19 protein-coding genes and 1 tRNA gene are annotated in these 17442 nt (G+C 64.0%); 9 read left to right on the forward strand and 11 right to left on the reverse strand.

The window, feature by feature from the left end; all coding sequences use genetic code 11:
• The first annotated feature begins 82 nt into the window (after positions 1–82).
• Entirely contained in the window at positions 83–667 is a 585-nt protein-coding gene (locus BLR13_RS13960) for a TetR/AcrR family transcriptional regulator (protein ID WP_074823062.1), read from the forward strand.
• A 125-nt stretch (positions 668–792) separates the two neighbouring features.
• Here the strand turns inward: BLR13_RS13960 and BLR13_RS13965 are convergent, their stop codons facing one another.
• The gene (locus tag BLR13_RS13965) at positions 793–1278 is read right to left on the reverse strand and encodes a hypothetical protein (protein ID WP_074823059.1); all 486 of its coding nucleotides are present in this window, start codon (positions 1276–1278) and stop codon (positions 793–795) included.
• Between the two features lie 188 nt (positions 1279–1466).
• Here BLR13_RS13965 and BLR13_RS13970 point away from each other — a divergent pair, with 188 nt between their 5' ends.
• Positions 1467–1745 carry a PsiF family protein gene (locus BLR13_RS13970; RefSeq protein WP_074823056.1) on the forward strand — a complete coding sequence of 93 codons (279 nt, stop codon included), beginning with the start codon at positions 1467–1469 and terminating at the stop codon, positions 1743–1745.
• A gap of 118 nt (positions 1746–1863) precedes the next feature.
• Positions 1864–2949 carry an AbrB family transcriptional regulator gene (locus tag BLR13_RS13975; protein WP_074823054.1) on the forward strand — a complete coding sequence of 362 codons (1086 nt, stop codon included), beginning with the start codon at positions 1864–1866 and terminating at the stop codon, positions 2947–2949.
• 665 nt (positions 2950–3614) lie between these two features.
• Here BLR13_RS13975 and BLR13_RS13985 read toward each other — a convergent pair.
• On the reverse strand, positions 3615–4154 hold the full coding sequence (locus BLR13_RS13985) for a disulfide bond formation protein B (protein WP_074823051.1): 540 nt from the start codon (positions 4152–4154) through the stop codon (positions 3615–3617).
• A gap of 148 nt (positions 4155–4302) precedes the next feature.
• On the opposite strand from BLR13_RS13985, the gene BLR13_RS13990 reads away from it, so the two are divergent.
• A tRNA-Leu gene (locus BLR13_RS13990) sits at positions 4303–4387 on the forward strand.
• Positions 4388–4532: 145 nt separating this feature from the next.
• Here BLR13_RS13990 and ltrA read toward each other — a convergent pair.
• Positions 4533–6065 carry a group II intron reverse transcriptase/maturase gene (gene ltrA / locus BLR13_RS13995; RefSeq protein WP_171944961.1) on the reverse strand — a complete coding sequence of 511 codons (1533 nt, stop codon included), beginning with the start codon at positions 6063–6065 and terminating at the stop codon, positions 4533–4535.
• Positions 6066–6860: 795 nt separating this feature from the next.
• Here ltrA and BLR13_RS14005 point away from each other — a divergent pair.
• Positions 6861–7613 (forward strand): SDR family NAD(P)-dependent oxidoreductase, encoded by a 753-nt coding sequence (locus BLR13_RS14005; protein WP_074831546.1) that lies wholly within the window; start codon positions 6861–6863, stop codon positions 7611–7613.
• An 88-nt stretch (positions 7614–7701) separates the two neighbouring features.
• Here the strand turns inward: BLR13_RS14005 and BLR13_RS14010 are convergent, their stop codons facing one another.
• Together BLR13_RS14010 and BLR13_RS14015 are read right to left on the reverse strand one after the other, a co-directional pair.
• Positions 7702–8715 (reverse strand): adenosine deaminase, encoded by a 1014-nt coding sequence (locus tag BLR13_RS14010; protein WP_197679549.1) that lies wholly within the window; start codon positions 8713–8715, stop codon positions 7702–7704.
• Positions 8716–8915: 200 nt separating this feature from the next.
• Positions 8916–9842, reverse strand: coding sequence for a LysR substrate-binding domain-containing protein (locus BLR13_RS14015; protein WP_197679550.1), 927 nt, complete (start codon positions 9840–9842; stop codon positions 8916–8918).
• 105 nt (positions 9843–9947) lie between these two features.
• Between BLR13_RS14015 and BLR13_RS14020 the strand changes: the two genes are divergently transcribed.
• Positions 9948–10928 (forward strand): Bug family tripartite tricarboxylate transporter substrate binding protein, encoded by a 981-nt coding sequence (locus BLR13_RS14020; RefSeq protein WP_074823042.1) that lies wholly within the window; start codon positions 9948–9950, stop codon positions 10926–10928.
• On the opposite strand, the gene BLR13_RS14025 is transcribed toward BLR13_RS14020, so the two are convergent.
• Positions 10922–11176, reverse strand: a complete 255-nt coding sequence (locus BLR13_RS14025) for a hypothetical protein (RefSeq protein WP_074823039.1) — start codon at positions 11174–11176, stop codon at positions 10922–10924. The two genes, BLR13_RS14020 and BLR13_RS14025, sit on opposite strands and share 7 nt — an antisense overlap.
• Here BLR13_RS14025 and BLR13_RS40130 point away from each other — a divergent pair.
• Positions 11165–11314 (forward strand): hypothetical protein, encoded by a 150-nt coding sequence (locus BLR13_RS40130; RefSeq protein WP_157793699.1) that lies wholly within the window; start codon positions 11165–11167, stop codon positions 11312–11314. The two genes, BLR13_RS14025 and BLR13_RS40130, sit on opposite strands and share 12 nt — an antisense overlap.
• A 15-nt stretch (positions 11315–11329) precedes the next feature.
• On the opposite strand, the gene BLR13_RS14030 is transcribed toward BLR13_RS40130, so the two are convergent.
• The 3 genes from BLR13_RS14030 to BLR13_RS14040 all read right to left on the reverse strand — a co-directional run bounded on the left by BLR13_RS14030 (position 11330) and on the right by BLR13_RS14040 (position 13185).
• The gene (locus tag BLR13_RS14030) at positions 11330–11968 is read right to left on the reverse strand and encodes a hypothetical protein (RefSeq protein WP_074831545.1); all 639 of its coding nucleotides are present in this window, start codon (positions 11966–11968) and stop codon (positions 11330–11332) included.
• Positions 11969–12095: 127 nt separating this feature from the next.
• Positions 12096–12818: a hypothetical protein gene (locus BLR13_RS14035; protein ID WP_074831543.1), complete on the reverse strand. Its 723-nt coding sequence runs from the start codon at positions 12816–12818 to the stop codon at positions 12096–12098.
• A gap of 121 nt (positions 12819–12939) precedes the next feature.
• Positions 12940–13185, reverse strand: a complete 246-nt coding sequence (locus BLR13_RS14040; RefSeq protein ID WP_074831542.1) for a hypothetical protein — start codon at positions 13183–13185, stop codon at positions 12940–12942.
• A gap of 150 nt (positions 13186–13335) precedes the next feature.
• Between BLR13_RS14040 and BLR13_RS14045 the strand changes: the two genes are divergently transcribed.
• Complete coding sequence (locus tag BLR13_RS14045) at positions 13336–13980, forward strand: hypothetical protein (protein WP_079586346.1); 645 nt, start codon at positions 13336–13338, stop codon at positions 13978–13980.
• Here the strand turns inward: BLR13_RS14045 and BLR13_RS14050 are convergent.
• Entirely contained in the window at positions 13977–14915 is a 939-nt protein-coding gene (locus BLR13_RS14050) for a DMT family transporter (RefSeq protein ID WP_244525175.1), read from the reverse strand. The two genes, BLR13_RS14045 and BLR13_RS14050, sit on opposite strands and share 4 nt — an antisense overlap.
• 77 nt (positions 14916–14992) lie before the next feature.
• Here BLR13_RS14050 and BLR13_RS14055 point away from each other — a divergent pair, with 77 nt between their 5' ends.
• Positions 14993–16435, forward strand: a complete 1443-nt coding sequence (locus BLR13_RS14055; protein WP_091976488.1) for a PLP-dependent aminotransferase family protein — start codon at positions 14993–14995, stop codon at positions 16433–16435.
• Between the two features lie 7 nt (positions 16436–16442).
• Here BLR13_RS14055 and BLR13_RS14060 read toward each other — a convergent pair whose 3' ends face one another.
• The gene (locus BLR13_RS14060) at positions 16443–17417 is read right to left on the reverse strand and encodes an NAD(P)H-dependent flavin oxidoreductase (RefSeq protein ID WP_074823032.1); all 975 of its coding nucleotides are present in this window, start codon (positions 17415–17417) and stop codon (positions 16443–16445) included.
• Positions 17418–17442 lie beyond the last annotated feature (25 nt).

Here is a 17442-nt window from a genome sequence, read left to right on the forward strand (position 1 = left end):
CATTGATTCTGATACGGTAGCGTATCAGGGCCGTTGCGGGCTAGCAATACGGTACCGTATCAAGAGTCAGTGAGGGCGAACCATGACCGGCAGCAGGGCCGATACGCGGACGGAGACGCGGACAGTGACTTGGATCGAGGCCGGTTTTGCCGAAATCGCCCGCTCCGGCGTCGAGGGCGTGCGGGTGGAGGTGCTGGCGAAAAACCTCGGCGTCACCAAAGGCGGCTTCTATCGGCGCTTCCGCGACCGCGCGGCGCTGCTCGAAGCCATGCTGGAAAGCTGGCGCGAGGGGCGCATCGCCGCGATCGAACAGCAGACCAGCCTCGACGGCACCAACGCGCGCGAACGGCTGAAGGCGCTGATCGCGCTCTATTCGGAGCGCATGAACACCGAAGGCATGGGGATCGAGCTCGCGATCCGGCAATGGGCCCGCTCCGACGAGGTGGCTGCCACGGCCGTCGCCGGGGTCGACGCCGCGCGCCTGAAGAATGTCGGGCAGCTCTATCGCGCCACCGGCCTGAAGGCTGAGGAAGCCGACGCGCAGGCGTTCCTGTTCTACTGCTTCATCTTCGGCCAGAGCCTGCTGTTCCTCGAGCGGGGCCCGCGCAAGCGCGCGCAGCTGGTGGCGAAGTCCGCCGAGAAGCTGATCGAGGAAGACAGCGCATGATCCGCCAAAGCATGCCCTCGGGCTTGACCCGGGGTGTGAGCGGTTTGGCGATAAGATCATGCGCCAAGCATAAAAGCGCGGCCGAAGGGTTGATCCGGCCGCGCCTGGATGCGTGAGCGTGCGGCTTAGGCGGCAGGCTTCAGCTTCTTGTTGCACTCGCTGTAATAGCCGCCGCCTTTCTGGATCCACTTCATGCCGCCATTGCCGCCGGTCGCCTTGTTGGCGTTGTACTGGTCGACGCAGGTATGCATGCGGCCCTTGCCGGCGGTTTCCTTGGCGTATTTCGGATCCACCGCGCTCGGAAACACGGCCGGTCCGGACGGCGCGGCCGGAGCCGCCGCAGGTGCGGCTTCCTTCTTGGCTTCCTTCGGCGCGGGAGCAGGCGCCGGAGCGGCGGCGGGCGCAGCCGCGGGGGTCGCTGTCGCGTCCGCACCGCAATTGGCTTTGCGGAAGTCGTTCCACTTCTGGCCGGCGAGCGTGCCGGCGGTCTTGGCAGCCTGGTATTTCGCGCTGCATTCCTGCGTGGTCAGGGCCTGCACCGGTGACGTCGCCGCAAATGCAACAAAACCCGACACCGCAACTGCACACAATATCTTGGCTTGAATGGTCATCCTTGGTCTCCTTGGGACAGTCATCTGCACCTCCCATCCTAGCGCACCCGGAACTTGCGACAACGCGCCGGACGATCCGGCGCTCAAAATATTGTGGCGACGAAAACGCCCTATGCCCCGATCCATTCATTTGCGGTTCAGCATTGCGGCGCGACGGTTGCCGCCTTGTTTCAAACCGAGGTACCCCCATGACCAAGATTTCTGCCTTTGCCACCGCGACCGCCGTCGCTTCGCTGCTGCTGATGGGCGCCGCCTCGGCACAGACCACCGCCCCCGCCAAGACCGAGGCACCCAAGGCCGACACCAAGGCGCCGGCGGAAAAGAAGGCCGAGAAGCCCCGCACCGCGGCCTCGCTCGAATGCTCGAAGGAAGCCGACGCCAAGGGCTTGAAAGGCAAGGAACGCAAGAAATTCCGTTCGGAATGCAAGGCCACCGCCGCCAAGGCCGACAAGCCGGCCGCGAAGTAGCTGAGTTTACCCTCCCCTCACCCTCCCCTGGAGGGTGAGGGTTTCTCGCGACGCGGTGCGCATTGCTGCACCGCGTTCGCGCATTTGTCCCGCCACGGCGGATTTGCCATAAGGTGGCGTGAACCTGATCCCCGCATTGAAGGCGGTCGCCCTTCCCGACCGCGCCAGACTGCTGTCGACCCTCGAGACGCTTTTGATCGGCGCGACGGGCGGTCTGCTGTTTTTGTGGGCAGGCCTGCCGGGCGGGCTGATCTCGGGCGCGATGACTGCGGTCGGCATCGCAGCACTGGCCGGACGGCCGCTCGCGGTGCCGCCGCTGCTGACCCAGACCGTGCTGGTGCTGCTCGGGATATCGCTGGGCTCGCTGGTGTCGCGGCAACTGATCCAGCATGTCAGCTCCTATCCGCTGACCATTGGGCTCCTCGCGCTCGCCACCTTCTGCTCGACCTTCGGCAGCAGTCTTTACCTGCAGCGCGTTCACGGCTGGGACTCGACCTCGGCGCTGCTGGCCGGCAGCCCGGGCGCGCTGTCGCAAATCACCATTCTCGCCGTCGAGAAGGGCGCGGATGTCGCCGGGATCGCCGTGGTGCAGACCATGCGCGTGATCATCCTGACCGCGGCGCTGCCGCTGCTGGTGGCGCTGAGCGGGATCTCGGCACAGCCCTCGCCGGTCTTCGGCACGGCCACCGCCTCGCCGCTCGAACTCGCCGCCCTGATCGCGGCTTCGGTCGGAGTAGCGCTGCTGCTGCGGCTGGCGAAATTTCCGGCGAGCTGGATGTTCGGCGCGATGATCGCCTCCAGCGTGCTGCACGGCACCGCGCTGATCGAGGGCGGCCTGCCGAACTGGATCCGCAACATAGCCCTGGTCGGCATCGGCGCCCTGATCGGCTCGCGCTTCGCGCGAATGCGAATCTCGACCCTGCTCAAGCATGTCAATGCCGGGCTCGGTTCGTTTGCGGTCGCGATCGTGATCTCGGCGATCTTCGTCGCCGTCATCGTGCTGACCACGCATGTCCGCTTCGCCGACGTCGTGGTGGCGTTCGCGCCGGGCGCGATGGACGCCATGCTGGCGCTGGCGCTGACCCTGCACATCGACCCGATCTTCGTCGGCGCCCATCACCTCTCCCGTTTCGTGTTCGTCTCGATCACGACCCCCGGCATCGTCCATCTGTTCGGACGGCCGCAGGAAGATGTCGACGATTGAAGGGGGCTCGCTCTTGTAGCCCGGATGAGCGCAGCGACATCCGGGACGGCGTGCGAGTTTTCCCGGATATCGCTTCGCTCATCCGGGCTACGAAAATGAATACGACTTCGCCATCTCGCGGCGCGATGCGCCCGGAGTTTTGCATTTCGTTGGCCCTCTCAGAAATCAGAGGGCGCAGGGAAGACCGGGTGCGCGCTGCACCCGCGGTCTCGCGTGCGATGGCACAAAACAAAACTGCACACGAGCATACAGGTTCAGCGGAAACACTCCGGCCTTCCCCGCGCAATGGCTTTACGGCTTATACGAGTTCGTCCTGGTGACCGGCTTTCTTGCCACCATCGTCAGCGTGGGCTTTCGCTTCCGCCAACTTGACGCCAGCACCGGGGCGTCGGACCCAAACGATTTCGCCGTACGCTGCAGCTCGTTCGTCTCGCGTGCTGCCGCGTCCACCGCTCCCTGCCCCGCGTTTGCGACGATGGCCTACGCCCCTCTGGTGGGACAGGATGGCGGGAGTCCTACGGTTGATTTGCGCGACGGGAAAAGCGGAATATTTTTGCGCAAAGGGCTGGACAGACTTTTGGTGATTTGCCCGTCGGGTTGATTTGTCGCACCCGCTCGCTCAACATCGTCCTTGCGCGAGGAGGCGACTCGGCGGCCGAAACAATCTACGCCCGCTTCGTCGAAACCAGGCCCCACGCCGCGATCGCGGCCATCAGCAGCGAGATCAGCACGTTGTAGCCGGCGAGCGAGAGGCCGAGAAAACGCCACTGCACCTCGTCGCAACGGATCACCTTCACGGTGTCGAGGCGATCGAGCAGGCTGCCGGCGCTGCCGAAATTGCCGACCGGGCCGGTGCAATCGGTGGGGCCCTGCCAGAACTTCCATTCGACACCGGCGTGGTAGGTGCCGAGCCAGGCATTGGCGAGCGCCGCGACCACGAGCAAAGCGAGACCCGCCAGCAGCACCGGGCGCGGCGCCTCGCGCGAGGCCACGAAGGCGACCAAAAGGCCGAGCGGGACCGCCAGGTAATAGGCGTAGCGCTGTTCGAGGCAGAGCGGACAGGGCACGATGCCGAGCACCAGTTGGAAGAACCAGGCGCCCGCCAGGGTCGCCGCGGCAATCAGCGCCACCGCCAGCGCGGCCACCAGCGCGGGATTGGCGGAAAGGCGCGGATGCGACGGATGTGCGGTGGCATAGGATGTCACGGGCTTTTCTCCTGCAAAATGGTCCTATCCCGCAGACGCGGCACTGTCGAGGCAGGGAACAATCACATCCGCGCGGGTTGACCCGCGAGAGCCTACAGCTATATTCCGCCCGCTTCGCGACACCGGCCCCCAGGGCCGGCGCCCGGAGGCCCCTGTGGCGGAATTGGTAGACGCGCTCGACTCAAAATCGAGTTCCGCAAGGAGTGCTGGTTCGATTCCGGCCAGGGGCACCAAGGAATTTTCCCTATCATCATTTCATTCTGATCAGAATGTCTCCGCTTATTGAAAGAGCGAGTTGCAACCATCCTGCGTGTATCCGGGCCAATCTCGCGGATGGGTCATCGGTTCCGACGGCCACTTTCGCGGTAGGGACGCGAGTTACCTCGCGCCCCCCGCACAGATCCGTACGGGCCCAATTCGGGCATACGGCTCCCACCTTGGGTGTCTGACGGCGAAGCGACTCTCTGGCCACGGATGAAGGATTCGCGGTTTCGGGAGCCAGTGGTCGGCCAACCGCTTGATCCGCTCCCAGGTCATCCCATCTTTTTGGCTCCGCCACTGCAGCGTTCGCCGCCAGAGATTGGTAACGTGGAATAGGAACGCGGACAGTGACGAACTGTTTGTCGGCACCGCGTGGTAGTTGAAGTAACCGGTGACGACCTGCTGCAACCATCTTCCCTGCTGGGGAATCGGCTGATGCATGCTCCGTCGCAGTTCCTGTTTGATGGCTTGCAACTTTGCCTGCATGCGATCGCGCCGGGACTTTCGTTTGATTTGGAATTTACCCCGACGAGTCTTGCTGCAGATAAAGGTGAAGCCCAGGAAGGTGAAGGTCTCCGGTTTACCGAGCCCGCACCGCTTGCGGTTTTCCACCGCGAAGCGTCCAAACTCGATCAGCCGGGTCTTCTCCGAATGAAGCGACAGTGCAAACTCCTGTAACCGCTTACGCATCTCGTCGAGGAAGCGACGGGCGTCGGTCTCGTGCTCGAAGCCAACAATGAGGTCGTCGGCGTAGCGCACGATGATCATATTGCCCGCTGCCTCACGCCGTCGCCAGCGCTCGGCCCAGAGATCGAAAACGTAGTGTAAGTAGAGATTGGCCAGAAGCGGTGAGATCACCGATCCCTGCCCGGTCCCCTTGTCACTGACCGTCACGATTCCGTCTTCCAGGACGCCTGCCTTGAGCCATTTCTGGATCAGGCGGATGATACGTCGGTCGCCGACGCGATGTTCCACAAACCTGATGAGCCATTCCTGGCTCACCGTGTCGAAGAACGAGCGGATGTCGGCGTCCAGTATCCAGTTCACCTTTGTGCTGGTGATCCCGACCATGAGCGCATCCATCGCATCGTGCGTGCTGCGTCCGGGCCGGAACCCATACGAGAACCCGAGGAAATCTTCCTCGTAGATCGCGCTCAGCACCGCAGCCGTAGCCCTCTGGACGATCTTGTCCTCAAGGGCGGCGACCGCGATCGGGCGTTGCCGACCATCCGGTTTGGGTATGTAAACCCGCCGCGACGGTAGTGCCCGATACGCTCCCCGATGGACGCGAGCATGCAGGTCCTCAAGATTGCGCTCAAGGTGCTGCTCGTAATCCCGACATGTCAGCCCATCCACTCCAGCTGCAGCATTCCCCTTGAGTTCAGAGAATGCCTCTGCGAGATGGTCAATACTGACGTGATGGAAGAGCGCGGTGAACTTCTCCTTCTTCCTTTGCCTTGCGGCTTGCCGTATGCGCTCCAGCGCCTGTGACACGGTTCCCCGGTACTGTGCCCGGCCCGTGCTTTGCTGACGCACATTCCCCTCGGCCCCCGCCCTTGGCTCCACCAACTCCACAGCCGGTTGCCCGGCTTTGTTCGTTGGCTTCACAGCTACTATGGCGGGGTCAGACTTCTCATGATCGTACATCATCGGCTACGGCTCCTCGCCTTCCCGACGCGGGCCAGTGCAGCACGCATACTGGTGCTGGCCGACCATGAGATCTCCCGGTTCCCAAGCAAGAGCGTGCGCACATGCCAGTGTCTAAGACCACGCCGGGCCGTCTGGGCGCTCGCGTTATCGCGCCCATCCGTGTTGCCTTCCGTCACCGGAACGACGTCGGCACCCAGAATGAGGGTACTTTCGCGGCTCAATGGCTGGCCTATGCGCTTCCCTGTCAACGCTTCGCCGAGGCCCTCGCGGGCATCTGCGCATGACTCGGGGTCGATGCGGTTCGCTACTCCTTCATCGTGATGGACTTCCACCATCTACTCCTTGCCGGTCTCCCGGCGCACTCCGGTCTACCCCAAACAACGGACATGCCGAGGCGGTAGCGCGGCGTCTCATAGCGCCACATTGCGTCTCGCCAAAGAGCGTCAAATGTGTGAGTACGTCTGTGAGTAGAGCAATCAACGCTTACAAATCCAAGCTTAGTATCAATCGCTTACAGAGCAGCTCGATTCCGGCCAGGCACCACGCTTCGCCCTTTCGGGCTTCGCGTGGCGCAGCCACGCTAGGCCGAAAGAGCGAAGCGTGTCCGGCGAAGCCTCTTGGCGAAGACGGACTGACGACGCCTCATCCGCTTTTCAATCGCCCACTTGTCCTGATCAGCAATCAGCAGTCCCCCCCCCCCTGCGCTATCGCTTCTGCAATTTCCGTGCTCCAATGAAAATTATAACTCGACTGTTCTTTGCGAGGACAGCGCATTTGAATGACGGGATGGACGCGATGGATCTGAAAGGTGCAGTTGCACTGGTGACAGGCGGCAATGGCGGGCTGGGACAGCGCATCTGCCATGCGCTCGCGCGGGAGGGCGCCCATGTCGCTGTGATGTACGCGCGCAGCCGCGACCAGGCGGAAGGCGTAGCTCGCGAACTGACGTCGCGTTATCAAGTCAACGCCCGGGCTTTCGCCTGTGACATCACCGACGACGCGGCGGTAGATCGGTTAATCGGCGAGATAACCCAGGCCTTCGGCCGTCTCGATATTCTGATCAATGACGCCGCTTACAACGTTTCGATCCCCTTTGGCGATCTCGACAACCTGACGGTTGAGGTATGGGAAAAGATCATGGCCACCAACCTGACGGGGCCGATGCGCCTGACCAAGGCGGTAGCCCCTGTCATGAAGGCCCAGGGGCGAGGCCGCATCGTCAACATCGCTTCGGTCGCAGGGCTCAGCCCAACCGGCTCTTCCATCGCCTATGCCGTGTCGAAGGCGGGGCTCATTCATCTGACCCGCTGCATGGCGGTGGCACTGGCGCCCGAGACGCTCGTCAACTGCGTGGCGCCGGGCCTGCTGGACGGCACCCGCGCGACAGCCAATCTCCGGCCCGAGCAGGTTGAACGCTCCGCGTCGAGCTCGCTGCTGAAGAAGCCCGCCGACAAGGACGACTGCGCCGACATGGTGGTCGCCATGTGCCGCACCGAGACCATGACCGGCCAGACGGTCGTCATCGACGCGGGGCGCATTTTTCATTGAGATGACGGGCTTAGCCGGATCGCTTCGTGTTCGATTCCGGCCAGGGGCACCACGCTTCGCCCGTTCGGCTTCGCGTGGCGCAGCCACGCTAGAGGTTCACCTCATCTACCACCCGCTCGATCTCCGCAAACGCCTTGCTCTTCTCGTCCGCCGTCATCAGCGACGCCTCAATTCCGTTGCGAACGATCGCGACGATCTCGTCGCGACCGAGTCCCAACGCGTCCGACACCGCGCGGAGATTCTGGTTCACGTAACCGCCGAAATAGGCCGGGTCGTCGGAGTTGACGGTCACCATCAATCCCTTGTCCAGCATCCGCCGCAGCGGGTGTTTGGCGAGGTCGTCGACCACCTTCAATCGTAAATTGGACAGCGGGCACACGGTCAGCGCGGTCTTGTCCCGCGCCAGCCTTCCGACCAGCACCTGGTCTTCCATCGAGCGGATGCCGTGATCGATGCGGGCGACGCCGAGCACGTCGAGCGCTTCCCAGATGTACTCCGGCGGCCCCTCCTCGCCGGCGTGCGCCGACAGGAAGAAACCGGCCTCGCGGGCGCGGTTGAAGACGCGCTTGAACTTGCTCGGCGGATGTCCGGCTTCCGACGAATCGAGGCCGACGCCGACGATGCGATCCCTGAACGGCAACGCGGCATCCAGCGTCTTCTCCGCATCGGCCTCGTCGAGGTGGCGCAGGAAGCACATGATCAGGCTGGCGCGGATGCCCAGCGTTTTCTCGGCATCGACGATGGCGCGATGCAGACCATTGATCACGGTGGAGAAGGCAACGCCCCTGGAGGTGTGGCCCTGCGGATCGAAGAACATTTCGACATGCACGAGATTGTCGGCGCGCGCCCGCTCCAGATAGGCCCAGGCCAGATCGTAGAAATCCTGCTCCGTGATCAACACGGACATGCCCTGATAATAGATGTCGAGGAAATCCTGCAGCTTCGAAAACCGGTAGGCCCGGCGCAGCGCCTCGACCGACGCATAGGGCAGCGAAATGCCGTTGCGGCGCGCCAGCGCAAACATCAGTTCCGGCTCGAGGCTGCCCTCGATGTGAATGTGCAGTTCGCATTTGGGCAAACGCGTGATCAGGGTTTCAATCATAGGCATATCACCGCGTATTGTTGCCAGGATTGGCACTCCGAGGGGCGAAACAGCGAGCTTGCATATATCATGCCGGCGAATCATAATTTTCATTAGTTTGGCCGGGCACGGGCAGCGATCGCGCGGCCATGTAAGCCAATAATCAATTTCGGCCCGACGCCGTGAAAATGGTTACGCCATTGTGAGCGCCGCCGTTCGGGCTATGCCGCTTTTTCTGAATCGGCGTGAAAGTTTTTCGCAGTTCGCCTGACCAGGCTCAAGAAGTTACGAACCACCGCTGAGGGGTCGCCGCGGCGCGATGCGAGAGTCAGAACGGCCTTCGGTTGCGCGGCGCCCTTGAGCCGACGGTAAGCTACACCATCCATCGCCATTCGCTGCATCGAAGCCGGCACGACAGAAATGCCAAGTCCGGCAGCGACGAGACTCAGCGCCGATGTGATGCGAGGCGCTTCCTGGCCGAGGCGTGGGCTGAAGCCTGCCTTGAGGCATGCCGCAGTGGTCGCATCAAACAGTCCCGGCCCATGTTGGCGCGCATAGACGATGAAGGTTTCGCCGGCGAGGTCTTTCAATGACAATGCCGCGCCGTCGTTCTGGGCCAGCACATGAGCGTTGGGCAAGGCCACCACCATCGGTTCCTCGATCAAGGGGGCGATGACAAGGTGCTCCGGCTCGGCCATGGGCGTTCGTAGAAAGGCTGCGTCCATCTGCTCGTTTCGGAGCCGTTTGAGGAGTTCCGGGCTGAGGCACTCCTCCAATGTCAGGCTCACCAGCGGGAAGGCCTCCCGGAACGCGCGGACGACACGCGGCACGAACGGATGAAATGGACCGGTGGGCGTAACGCCCACGCAAAGCCGGCCCTGCTCGCCTCGCGCCGTGCGCCGTGTTGATTCGATGGCTCGCTCGTTTTGCGCGAGCATCGCGCGCGCATGGTCCAGGAAGACGCGGCCGGCTTCGGTCAACTCGACACCGCGCGCCTTGCGGCGAAAGAGCTGAACGTCAAGTTCGCGCTCGATCGCCTTGATCCGTTGGCTGAGCGGCGGCTGCTGCATGCCGAGCCGCTCGGCGGCTCGCGTGATGTGTCCCTCCTCTGCGACGGCGATGAAATACCGGAGATGTCTCAACTCCATTGCCATATCCAATTCAATATGAATTTCCCTTGATCTATATTATATCTCGTCTTTCTTGGGGGTGGTATCCTAACGCGGCGTTTCCCGACAGTTCGGACGGCCGTCATGAAACTTATGCGCCGGCAATTTCTACAGCTCTCCGCGGGAGCGGCCTTCGCGCCTGTTCTAGCGACGGCTGCGTCGGCGCAAACGTATCCGACGCGGCCGGTGCGGGTGATCGTTCCTTACGCAGCCGCCGGTCCGACCGACATCCTGGCGCGCCTCATCGCGCAAAAATTGTCCGACCATCTCGGAAAAGCGTTCTACGTCGAGAACATCGGAGGTGCCGGAGGCAATATCGGCATCGGTCAAGGAGCGAGAGCGGCACCCGACGGTTACACCGTCCTTGTGGTTCCGCCGAACATCGTCGTCAACCCGGCGATGTACGACACGGTACCCTACGATCCCTACAAGGACTTCGACCCGGTCACGATTGCAGTCACCTCGCCCACGGTGCTCACGGTCCATCCGTCACTGGCAGTCCGAACTGTCAAGGATCTCGTTGCATTGATCAAATCCGGTCCCGCCAAATACAGCTTCGCTTCTCCGGGGACCGGGACACCGCCACATCTCATCGGCGAGCACTTCCGTCTGTCGCTCGGCCTCGACCTTGTCCATGTGCCCTTCAACAGCGCTGGCTTGGCGGTCGGCTCGACGCTCGCGGGGCATACACCCATTGCCTTCACCTCGTTGCCACCGGCCGTGCCGCAGATCAACGAGGGCAAGCTGCGCGCGCTGGCTGTGACGAGCAAGCTGCGGTCGCAGGCACTGCCGGAGGTGCCCAGCATGGCGGAGGCCGGCTATCCTGATGTAGAGGGCGAGGGATGGTTTGCGTTCATCGTTCCGGCCGGAGCGCCGAAGGAGATTACCACGCTGCTTCACCGCGAGATCGTCAAGATCATCGCGCTGCCTGACATCATGGAGAAAATGGCGACGCTTGGCTTCGTGGCGGTCGGCAATACGCCTGACGAGGCTGCTGCCCTGTTCAGGACCGAAGGCGCCAAATGGGCAAAGGTCATTCGAGAGGCGGGCATCAAGACTCAGTGATGCCGCATTACTGCCGCGTGGTCACGCGCCGCCGGAAACACCGGATCCTCCGCTGCCCAAGCCATCAGCACCGGTTTGCGGAAGTCCGCGATCAGCGTCTCGGCGGCGCGCTGCACATGGGTTTCCGACGCCGAGCGCATCGCCTTGGCGATATCGTGCAGGAGGCGATCGTCCTCGAGCACCGGCAGCGCATAGCTGTCGAACACGTCGGTGCGATGGTCGAGCGGCCGGTCGACATGCTCGCGCATATGATCCTCGGCGCGTTGTCGGAAGCGGCGATGGAGATCGCGCGGTCACCGCATCCCAAAAAGGTGCTGAAGGATGCGCTCCGCGAGTTCGATATTCTGATCGACGGTGTGACCCGGCACGCCGGGACCGCTCCCTGAACGGGGAAACTCCGATCACTCCTCGCCGAACAGCCTGATCCTGGGCATATCGAGCCTCGCCGGCTCGGCCATGAAGGCCTGCCGCGGCTCGGTCACTTCCCGGACGCTCTGCTCGACCGCCTCCAGTTCCTGCTCGCGGGGCTGACGATCACGGCGCTTGTCGGCCCATTGCTGATGGCGCTCGGTGCGCCGCTTCTCGGTGGCCGCGCGCTTGATATCGGCGTCGCGTGCTCTGGCAACCGCCTCGCGCGGCGAGGCGGCGGGCTCACGCGCGGCTGGCTCGGCCGGCGCCTGCGGTGGGGACGTAACCTGCTCGGCCGCGGCAGCATTGCCCGCCGTCTTCGCGTCAGCCGGCGCCGCTGCGACAGTTGGTGATGGCGGCGTTTGCGGCTCGGTCTGCGCCGGCGCGGCTGCGACCACCGGATTTGTCGCCGCCGCTTGCGTGGCGGCTAGATAGGGCGTCGGTTCCGACGGCGCCGATGTCACCGGTATCGACCGGGCTCCCATCCGCTGCTCGAGCTTGGTCGGTTCCGCCGCATATTTGGATTCGTGCGGGGCGACGATGTTGCTGAACAGCAATCCGCCGCCAAGACCGGCGGCGATCGCTACCGCCACGGTTCCCACGCCTGCAAAATAAGCTGTCGTTGTGCGCATGGTATCGGCTCCCTGATTCACGCGGGCAACGCGCTGGAGGGCACCGATGTTCCGGGAACATGGAGCGGAGAAGCCAATTGGAACCGGCGAAGCCTGCGGCCGGCGACGCACCTCAGATCCTGGCGCCTCAGATCATGGAGGCTACTTTTTCCAGCCCGATGATGCGGGCGAGCGAGCGCACTTCGCTCTTCTGGTCTTCGCGGAGCTGGAACAGCAGCGGCATCGCCGCCGATTTCAACTGCTGGACTTCCTCGGCGTCGGGGTCGATCGGCATACCGCCCGCACCGGGATTGGCCTGGCGGCCGGCGTGGATCTTGCGGGCGACGGCGCGCAGCGCGTTCTCCACCGGCGGCCAGTAGGATTCCTGCGAGGACGAAAGCTTCAGCCGCTCCTTGATTCCGGCGATCTGGATGTCGCTCAGCAGCGCATAGTTCTTCTGCGGCTGCGGCTTGGCGACAGCCTTCGGCTTCGGCGGCAAGGCGGCGGTGACGGCGGCGGGCGCCGCAGCCGGTGAAGCGGAAGGCTCAATCGCCTGCGGCACTCCGAGCGCCTGCGGCACTCCGAGATCGGCGGGCGACGTCGATGCATAGGCCCGGCGCAGCGACTCGTTCAGCGCAGGGTCGGTCTGCCCCGGTTCGGTCCGTACCTGCTCGAACGCGGCCAGCGCCTGGCTGACGACGGCGAGCTTGTCTTTCTTGTTTTCCCGGTTCGCAACCGGGGCGTCGGAGCGGGAAACGGAAGCCAGTTCGAAGCGCGCCAAGGGCACGCTGTCGCGACCGAGAATGCTGGTGGCGGCGGCGCCGACCACGAGAAAGCAGGTCAGCGCAACGATGGTCATGGCTCTGGTCAAAAAGGTCTCCATCCGCCCTTGCCGGTTGTTCGATACCTGAATGGTAATTAAGGCTTTACCATGCCGCCTGAACGGCGAGAACGGCTGGCAAATGCCGAGAATTGCTCCGAAATGATACGAATCAGGCCGCGACGGCGAGATCGTAGGCCTCCTGGATATCGGCGACGATATCGGAAGCCTCCCACAGCGCGTCGGGGGCGACCGAGCGCAGGCTGATGGTCCAGTTGCTTTTGCCGGTGCGGGGCATGCTGACGATGTCGAATTCGACGTTGCGGCACAGCGGATGGCGGTCGAGCGCGCGCGTCACCCGCCACCTGATCTCGTCGAGGGTCGCCGGCGTCTTGGTGAAAAGCTGATCGAGGTCCAAGTGACGGTCCATGTCGCACCCCTGATCCATTGCGGTCGGGCCCGGCCGTGGCGGCGGGCCATCCTCTGGGGCTATTGTTGGGGCGGTTTTGGTTAATGGCCGGTTAAACCCGAACGGCCAAAGGCGGCGCGACACACCCGAATGACGAAAATGACGACACCAGCGACAACGGCCGAGGCAAGACCGTCGGTCCGCGCCGCGCTGATCGCGGCGCTGGTCATCTCGGCCGTCACGCTCGGGATCGCGACCTTCGAACTGGCGATGGCCGACTGGCCGTCCGGCTTCGTCCTGCTGGTGCTGGTGCCGCTGACGGCGCTGACCTTCATCGGCTGCGGCCTGTGGTCGATGACGCTGCTGCTGCGCATCCGAAGCCACGGCCTGAAGTTCGCAGGCCCGTTCCTGGTCTACGCGCTGACGCTCGCAGCCCTGGTCTACGCGCCGCTGCAGGAGATCGCCTTGCAGCGGAATTTTGCCTGGCACCGGGCCAGCCGCGAACGCATCGTCGCCCGCGTCGAGGCCGGCGAACTCAAGCCCAATATCGCTACTAACGAAAACCTGATCGCGCTCGGCAACGGCGAGGCCAACGTTTCGGCGGGAGGTAACGACATCGTGGTCGATCAGGCCGAGAACGGCAGCTATGTGCTGTTCCTGACCTCGCGTGGCCTGAAGCACACCTTCACCGGCTTCCTGCACGTGCCCGCCGGCGCCGACCCCAAAGACTTCTTCGAATTCGACGACAAGCCACCAAGCCGGCTCGTGCGCTACGACAAGGACTGGTATTTTGTGGCGAACTAAACTTTTGCGCCAGCCGCCAGTTGCGACCGGCCGCCGCCGACCGCGCCGAGCGTGATCCCGCCGATGATCAATGTCATGGCCAAAAACAGCGACGGCTCCAGCGGCTCACCCAAAAACACGGTCGCGCTGACGATCCCGAGCAGCGGCGTCGCCAGCAGGCACAGCGACGTGGTGACGGCCGGCAGGCTGCGGTTAACCATCGTCATCGCCCAATGCGCGAACGCGGTGCAGACGATCCCGCTATAGAGCATCAGTGCGGTGAGGTGCGCGGTCCAGACGATACGCGGCGCGCCTTCGGTGAACCCTGCGATCACAGACAACAAGGCGGCCGCCAGAAGTACCTGCCAGAACACCAGTTGAAACGGCGTCGAAATCCACCGGTGCGCCCTGACATAGACGATGTTGGCGGCCCAGCAGAACGCCGCGATCAGGATCAGGCCGCTGCCGGACAGCGCGTTATGATCGCTCCAGTTCAAGGTGGCGGGATTGAAGATCACGGCAAGGCCGGCGAGGCCGAAGCCGATACCGATCGCACGTCTGCCGGTGATCGCTTCCGACAGGAAGATCGAAGCCCCGATCGCGACCCAGAGCGGCGTCGTATAGCCGAGCACGATCGCCCTGCCCGCCGGCACGAATTGCAGCCCGGCCGCGACCAGCGCGGAAAACGCTACCATGTGCAGGATCGAGGTGCAGAGCACCACCGGCATGTCGCCGCGCTTCGGAATGATGAAATCGCCTTGCGCCCATAACAACGGCGCCAGCGCCGCGGCCGCGATCATGCAGCGGATCGCCGTCGACCATAGCGGCGGCACCTCGTGCACGATCAGCTTCGTCACCGGCCAATTGGTTCCCCAGGCGAGCACGACCAGGGCAAGCAGGCCCACAGCATTGCGGGTTGAAAGTCCACCGGTCATCTCGCGTTCTACGTCCTTCATCGTCCCGACCCGCATTGCCTAGCGCCCAAACTGGCCCTAACAAAAGAACCAGTTCGAAAAGGATATGGGTGCCAGTCATGGACGACCTGTTACCCGGAATGCTGCATCTGACGCGCGACGGTCGTGAAACGCTGATGCGTCAGCTCACCGACCAGTTGCGCCTGCTCATCACCGGCGGACGTCTCGCGCCGGGCCAGCACCTGCCGTCGAGCCGGCATCTGGCACAGGCGCTCGACCTGTCGCGCAACACCGTCTCGTTTGCGATCGAACAACTCGCGGCCGAAGGCTATGTCAGCCTTTCCGCCGGACGCCGGCCGCAGGTCGCCGACGGCCTGTCGCTCGATGGCGGCAAAGGGCCGTCAAAAGGCAGCCGCCCGCCGACCGAGCGGCTGCCGCTATCGTTATGGGCGCGCGGACTGCAGCGGGCGAGCTGGCCGCCGGTCTACGATTCGCGGCCGCGGCCGTTCCAGCCCGGGCTCGCCGATGAACGGGAGTTTCCGCACGATCTGTGGAGCCGTTGCCTGCGGCGCGCGGCGCGCAACGCGCTGTCACGCCGCGACCGGTCCGCCAACCATCCGCCGTTGCAGCAAGCCCTGCTTGCGCATCTGGCGGTTCATCGCGGCATCAAGGCCCAACCTTCTCAGATCCTGATCGTGCCGACCGCGCAGGCCGGACTTGCCATGATCGCCAACGCACTCATCGAGCGCGGCGACCATGCCTGGATCGAAAGCCCTGGCTATGGCGGCGCCCATGTCGCGTTGCAGGCGGCCGGCGCCGTGGTCACGGCGATCCCGCTCGACGAACATGGCATCACGGTTCGCGCGCGCAAACATGCGCCGCGGCTGATCTTCGTCACGCCGTCACACCAATATCCGACCGCGCGGATGATGCCGATCGGACGCCGGCTCGAGCTCATTCGTTACGCCGACGCTGTGGGATCGTCCATCATCGAGGACGACTATGACGGCGAGTTTCACTATGAAGCGCGTCCCGTCGCCGCCCTGCAGGGCCTCGCGCCTTCGGGCCGCACTTTCTATCTCGGCACTTTCTCGAAATCGACCTATGCGGATATTCGTCTCGGCTATGTCGTGGTGCCCGAAGCGCTGGTCGGCACGTTCGAGCTGGCGCAGCGCCACATGGGACTGCTGACGCCGATCACGACGCAGGACGCGCTGGCGGAGTTCATCGCGTCCGGCGCCTACCTCGCGCATCTGCGCCGGATGACGCGGCTCTACAAGTCACGGCGCGACCGCATGCTGCAGGCGCTCGCCACCGAGGCCGGCGACCGGCTCAAGGTCGAAGTGCCCGCCGGCGGCATGCAATTGTTGGCCCGCTGCCGCGCCTCAATGAATGACCAGCGTCTTTCGGCACGGCTTCGCGAGGCCGGCGTGGTCAGCCGCCCGCTGTCGAGTTTGTTTTTCCACAAGACCACGGAGCAGGGATTGTTTCTCGGCTTTGCTGCGTGGAACGACGAGGAGATCGATCAGGCGGCACGCATCCTCGGGCGGATCGTCCGCTGAACGCGTGTTACCGCAGGCGCAGATCGGCCGCGCGGTACTCCGCCACAGTGCGCGCGATCATCTCGTCGACGGACAGCACTTCCGTGACGCCCGACGTCGAGTGGCCGCCGCTCCAGATGTCCTTCCAGCGCTTGGGGCGGTTTTCGCGGGCGCCGATATCGATGTCCTTGCCGATGTCGATGGCGCCGCGCGCCGGCAGATCGTCGGGGTCGAGGCCGGCGGCCTCGATCGAGGGCCGCAGCATGTTGGTCTGCAGGCCGGTGAAAGCGGTAGTTAGCAAAATATCGTCGGCGCTGCTGGCAACCAGCATGTCCTTGTATCGCGAATCCGCCATGCTTTCGCGGGTGGCGATGAACTTGGTGCCCATATAAGCGAGATCGCAGCCGAGCGCCTGGGCGGCGCGCAGCGCGTGGCCGTCGCTGATGCCGCCGGCGAGCACTAGCGGCCCGTCGAAGAACGCCCGCACCGCGCGCACGAACACGAACGGATTGAGCCAGCCGGTCTGTCCGCCCGCGCCCGCCGTCAGCAGCACCAGCCCGTCGGCGCCGGCAGCCACCGCGCGTTCGGCGTGGCGGATGCTGGCGACGTCGGCCAACACGATCGCGCCGGCATCGTGCAACGGTTTTAGCACCGGCGCCGGCGATCCCACCGACGTGATCACCATCTCCGGCTTGTGGCGCAACAACACCTGCAGATCCTGCTCCAGCCGCGCGTTGGAGCGATGCACGATCAAATTCGCGCAAACCGGCGCTGCGGGTTTGCCGGTCTCGTCGGAATGGCGGCGCAACCGGCTTTCGATCTCGCTGAGCCATTCGTCGAGCTGCTCGGGACTGCGGCAATTCACCGTCGGGAATGAGCCGATCACGCCGTTGCGGCATGCGGCTACCACGAGCTCGACGCCGGAAACGAGAAACATGGGAGCGGCGATCAGCGGCAGGCTGAGGCGGTCGCGAAAGCGCGAAAGCGGATCGATTGTTGGCAAAGTGTTCTTCCCGGCTTGAGCAGCA

Source organism: Bradyrhizobium ottawaense (assembly GCF_900099825.1).
In the GTDB taxonomy this organism is placed as follows: Bacteria; Pseudomonadota; Alphaproteobacteria; order Rhizobiales; family Xanthobacteraceae; genus Bradyrhizobium; species Bradyrhizobium ottawaense_A.